The organism is Halanaerobiales bacterium (assembly GCA_035270125.1).
Classification (GTDB): domain Bacteria; phylum Bacillota; class Halanaerobiia; order Halanaerobiales; family DATFIM01; genus DATFIM01.
In genome coordinates, this window is record DATFIM010000200.1 from 1 (window position 1) to 5,107 (window position 5,107).

Sequence of the window (5,107 nt, forward strand, 5' to 3'; positions counted from 1 at the left end):
TTATAAATATAGGTGGTAATGTTCATTTTCATTCAGCTAAAAATTTAAAACAGGAACTTGATGAAAGTTTTATAAAAGAAACAGATTTTATAATAAGAATGAGAGATATTGAGACTATTGATATAACTTCTCTTAATGAATTAAAAAAGTTTATTGCTCGAGTACAAAAAAATGGAGGAAGAGTACTTTTCAGTGGCATTAATGATAAGTTGTATAAATATTTAGAGGATAGTGGTATTTTGAATGAAATAAATAAAGAAGATGTTTTTAAAGCAAATGATTATATTTTTTCTTCTACCAAAGATGCCTTGAATGAAGCTCAGGGAGAAAATGACGGAAATGATAGTGAATAATATGATTGAAAAAAAGTTAAATTTGTGATATTATAATACTTAGTATTGATTGTAAAATAATAAATTAAGTCTTTATAGGAACTTATTATATTTTTTTGTTTTAATTTGAAATTTTTAAATTCGCCAAATAAAAGGAGGCTAATAAATGAGTAGACGGATGGCCTATCGTATACCTGAGAAAACTCATAAAGAAGTTAAAGAAATTTTAAAGGATGAGGATATTGATTTTGATGAATTTATTGATCTTTTAATTGATCTTTATCTTGATGATAAAATAAATCCCAAAGAACAGGAAGAAGATTGGGGAATGTGGATGAAAAAGAAAAATTAAAAGGGGGCTTTATTTATGAGAATGGAAAGATCCACCTTTCATATGGATAAAGAAAAACATAAAAAACTTATGAAAAAATTAATACAGGATGATATGAATTTTAATGAATTTCTTGATAGATCAGTTAATATGTTTCTAAATGATAAGATCAGTTTGGAAGAGTTAAAAAGTAATAAAAAATAAAAGCAAAGAGGCAGGAGACTGCCTCTTATTTTTCGTTAATATATTTTTGTGATAATTGATAATAATGGTCAGCAGATTCCTGAATACTTTCAATCTCTTTATTATTTAAATTTCTCTTAACTTTTGCTGGCATACCTAAAACTAAGCTTCCTTCAGGTATTTCTGCATCTTCAGGAACAAGAGCACCAGCTCCAATTATAGAATTTTCACCAATATCTGCATTATTTAAAATTATAGCTCCCATTCCAATAATACAATTATTGTTTACAGTACAGCCATGTAAAACTGCATTATGACCGACTGTAACATTATCACCAATTATCAAAGGAGAGCCAGCATCAATATGTAGGGTTGAATTTTCCTGTATATTAGTTTTTTTACCAATTTTAATTGGCCCAAGATCTCCCCTAATTATTGAATTAAACCAAATGCTGGCACCACTTTTTATATATACATCACCAATAATTTTACTACCTTCTGCTATAAAAACATCTTTTTCAATTTGAGGTTCATTACCATTTACTGCATGAATCATAGATTTTCCTCCTTTGATTTATTATTAGTATCATTATTTGTTTTAATTATAACTAATATAGTGAAATAAAGCAACATACTTAAATAGAAACTTATCTTGAATTGAATTTTTAGTTTTATTATAATATTATTATATATAAAGGAGTTTTAAGGATGGCAATTGCTATATTTGGAGGTACTTTTGATCCAATACATATAGGACATTTGATTATTGCAGAGCAGGCTTATAATAGATATGATTTGAGTAAAGTTATTTTTATGCCGGCCGGGAATCCTCCTCATAAAAACAATCAAAATTTAACTACTGCAAAATTAAGATTACAAATGGTTAAATTGGCAATAGAAGATAATGAACATTTTATTATTTCAAATTGGGAAATAAATAAGGATGAACCATCATATACTGCTGAAACATTAAGATATTTTAGTGATAAATATAATGAAGAGATATATTTTATTATTGGTGCAGATTCTCTGCTAGATATTCCAAACTGGAAAGAACCTGAATTTTTAATGGAAAATGGTAATTTTATTGTAGCAAGAAGACCTAATTTTTCTTTAGAAAAAATATTAAAAAAAGTTTTCTTTAAAACACATAGAGATAATTTGCATATTATGAATAGTTCTTTAATAGATATATCTTCTTCCTTAATTAGAGAAAATATTAAAAATAAAATATCAATTCGCTATATGACACCAGACTCTATTATTAAATTCATTAATGAAAAAAACATATATGGGTAATGAAGGTGATAAATTGAAATATCAAAAAGATTATTTGGATAATTTAGAAAATGAATTAAAAAATTGGCTTACAAAAGAACGATACATTCATACTCAGGGAGTTATAGAAGTTGCTGTTCAACTTGCTCAAAAGAATAACGTAAATATAAAAAAAACAATTACTGCAGCTTTATTACATGATTATGCAAAACCACTAAATCAGAAAGAGTTATATAAATATGCTAAAAAAATAAATGGTGATATTGATAAAACAGAGATGAAGATACCATCGGTCTTACATGCACCTGTTGGAGCCTTTCTTGTTAAAAAGAAATATGATATAATAGATAAGGATATTTTAGAAGCAATTAGATATCATACAATAGGTAGTCCAGATATGAGCAAATTAGCTCTTATAATTTTTGCAGCAGATTTTATTGAACCAAATAGAGAATTTCCTGGAGTTAGAAAATTAAGAGATATTTCAAAAGGAAATTTATCTCAATTGATAGTTGCAGTATGTGATCAAAGTATTAAATTTAATATTAATAAGAAAAAAATTATTCACCCAAATACCCTATTGTTGAGAAATGAATATTTAGGAGGAAAGTAATTAATGGCAGACATCAAAAATAAAAGAAATTTATTAATTGGTTTAGTGATTGTATTAATCTTAATTGGAATGATAATTTCTTTTTTAGTAAATGATAAATTTAGTGCAATAAAAAGTGATCCTTTTTCTACTTCTAAATTAAATATTTTGGTTGTAGGTTATGATTCTTCCATAAATGGTCCTCCTAGAGCTGATACAATTATGATTGCCAGTGTTGACCTATCAACTAAAGATATAGGAGTGCTTTTTGTCCCAAGAGATACTAAAGTAGAAATTCCAGGACATGGAACTGGTAAAATTAATGCAACACATGCTTATGGTGGTATTGAATTAACTGATAAAACTCTGGAAAGTTTTTTAAATATACCAATAGATTATTACCTAGAAACAGATTTTAGTGGTTTTTCAGAGATAATTGATGCAATTGGTGGTGTAAATATAGATATAAAAAAACCACTTCATTATGTAGATAAAGCAGGAGGAGTAAACATTGACCTGCCTGCCGGGGAAAATATCCACTTAGATGGTGAAGAATCTTTAGAATATGTTAGATATAGAGGTCCAATAAAAGCTGATATTGGAAGGATTGAGAGACAGCAAAAGTTTATAGAGGCAGTTATGGATAAAATTTTAAGTCCTGATATTATTGTAAAGTTACCAGATATTTATAGTAATGTTACTGATGCTGTAAATACTAATATACCTTTAAAAGATGTAAGTCCTTTTGTTAAATTAGCCAAAAATACTAATTTAAATAAATTGGAAACTGATATGGTACCGGGGAATCCTAAATACATAAATGGGATTAGTTACTGGGTACCCAAAAATGAAGAACTAGATATTCTGGTTGATAATTTAATTAAAAGTAAGGAATATATTCAAAACAGCAAATACGAAGTTTCCTTATATAATGGAAATGGTAAATCAGGTTTAGCTGGTGAAGTAGCAGATACTTTAAATAAATATGGTTTTATTGTTTCTACAATTGGAAATGCTGATAATTTTAACTATGAAAAGACAATAATAAAATATTATGATAAAGATGCTAAAAATGTAGTTTCTGGCATAAAAGAACTTCTGGGTGGAGAAATTAATTATTCAGAAGAAGATAAAAATGAAATTAAGATAATTATTGGTCATGATTATTTAGAAAAGGAAAATGAAGGTAGTTCTTAATAAGGAGGATTAAAAAAATATGGAAAACGAAATTAAAGAATTAGCTGTTTTAGCTTCTGAAGCTGCTGAAGACAAAAAAGCTAATAATGTTGAAATACTTGATCTTCGTGATATAACAGTTATTGCAGATTATTTTGTAATCTGTGATGGAAATAATGAAAATCAGGTAAAAGCTATAGCCAGAGGAATAGAAGATAAATTGGCTGAAGAAAGAGATCTTGTTCCTCAAAAAATTGCAGGTAAAAATGAAGGTCGCTGGATTCTTATGGATTATTCAGACTTTATTGTTCATATTTTTCACAAAGATGAAAGAGAATTTTATGAACTTGAAAGACTCTGGGCTGATGCTGAAAAGATTTTGCGTAGTGAAGAAAGTGTAAAATAACTTGACTTTATTTTGATTAATTATTATAATAAAGAAAAATAAAAGATAAAGGTGTTGAAAGAGAGTAGTAGGTATAGTTTTAAGAGAGCTGATGTTTGCTGAAAATCAGCATTGTACTGAACTCGCTCTGGAGCCCAATTAGTGAAGCTTAGTAATTAATTGCGTTTTCTGCGTTAAAGAGTTTGAGTGGATAGAAATTGTTTATTTCTATCTATTAGGGTGGTACCACGGGAATCAAACCTCGTCCCTGTTAATTCAGGAGCGAGGTTTTTTTAATTTTATAAGAAAATTTCATACAAAATAAGGAGGTAGAATTAAGTGAAAGGATTTTATGATTATAATGATTCAGAAAAAAAGTGGCATGATTTTTGGGAAGAAAAGGGACTTCATGAAGCCAAAGGTGATGAAAGAGAGAAATATTATGCTCTAGAAATGTTCCCCTATCCTTCAGGAGATTTACATATGGGACATGTTAGAGTTTATTCCATTGGAGATGTTATTGCTCGCTACCAGAGAATGCAGGGTAAAGATGTTCTTCATCCAATGGGTTTTGACTCATTTGGATTACCTGCTGAAAATGCAGCAATCAAACATGGAAATATTCATCCACAGGAATGGACCTGGGATAATATAGAAAGAATGAGAAAACAACTTAAAGAATTAGGTTTAAGTTATGACTGGAATCGTGAAGTTGTTACTGCCAGTAAAGACTATTATGAATGGAATCAATGGTTGTTTTTGAAAATGTATGAAAAAGGACTTGCTTATAAAGATGAATCAGCTGTAAATTGGTGTCCAAGTTGTGAAAC

Annotated in this window: 9 protein-coding genes and 1 other annotated feature; of the genes, 8 read left to right on the top strand and 1 reads right to left on the bottom strand. The window is 28.3% G+C overall.

What is annotated here, in order from left to right; translation table 11 throughout:
- The 3 genes from VJ881_10045 to VJ881_10055 all read left to right on the top strand — a co-directional run.
- Positions 1-353: sodium-independent anion transporter (locus VJ881_10045; GenBank protein HKL76394.1), on the top strand; the 353-nt coding region annotated here is incomplete at its 5' end.
- Positions 354-498: 145 nt separating this feature from the next.
- Positions 499-684 carry a hypothetical protein gene (locus VJ881_10050; protein HKL76395.1) on the top strand — a complete coding sequence of 62 codons (186 nt, stop codon included), beginning with the start codon at positions 499-501 and terminating at the stop codon, positions 682-684.
- 15 nt (positions 685-699) lie between these two features.
- Entirely contained in the window at positions 700-867 is a 168-nt protein-coding gene (locus VJ881_10055) for a hypothetical protein (GenBank protein ID HKL76396.1), read from the top strand.
- Positions 868-892: 25 nt separating this feature from the next.
- On the opposite strand, the gene VJ881_10060 is transcribed toward VJ881_10055, so the two are convergent.
- On the bottom strand, positions 893-1,402 hold the full coding sequence (locus tag VJ881_10060) for a gamma carbonic anhydrase family protein (GenBank protein ID HKL76397.1): 510 nt from the start codon (positions 1,400-1,402) through the stop codon (positions 893-895).
- Positions 1,403-1,554: 152 nt separating this feature from the next.
- On the opposite strand from VJ881_10060, the gene nadD reads away from it, so the two are divergent.
- The 5 genes from nadD to VJ881_10085 all read left to right on the top strand — a co-directional run.
- Positions 1,555-2,145: a nicotinate-nucleotide adenylyltransferase gene (nadD, locus tag VJ881_10065; protein HKL76398.1), complete on the top strand. Its 591-nt coding sequence runs from the start codon at positions 1,555-1,557 to the stop codon at positions 2,143-2,145.
- Between the two features lie 13 nt (positions 2,146-2,158).
- Complete coding sequence (gene yqeK / locus VJ881_10070) at positions 2,159-2,737, top strand: bis(5'-nucleosyl)-tetraphosphatase (symmetrical) YqeK (GenBank protein ID HKL76399.1); 579 nt, start codon at positions 2,159-2,161, stop codon at positions 2,735-2,737.
- A 3-nt stretch (positions 2,738-2,740) separates the two neighbouring features.
- Positions 2,741-3,913 (top strand): LCP family protein, encoded by a 1,173-nt coding sequence (locus tag VJ881_10075; protein HKL76400.1) that lies wholly within the window; start codon positions 2,741-2,743, stop codon positions 3,911-3,913.
- 19 nt (positions 3,914-3,932) lie between these two features.
- Positions 3,933-4,298, top strand: a complete 366-nt coding sequence (rsfS, locus tag VJ881_10080; protein ID HKL76401.1) for a ribosome silencing factor — start codon at positions 3,933-3,935, stop codon at positions 4,296-4,298.
- Positions 4,299-4,343: 45 nt separating this feature from the next.
- Positions 4,344-4,550 (top strand) — a binding site (T-box leader).
- A gap of 66 nt (positions 4,551-4,616) precedes the next feature.
- A partial coding sequence (locus VJ881_10085) for a class I tRNA ligase family protein (GenBank protein HKL76402.1) occupies positions 4,617-5,107 on the top strand: 491 nt, incomplete at its 3' end.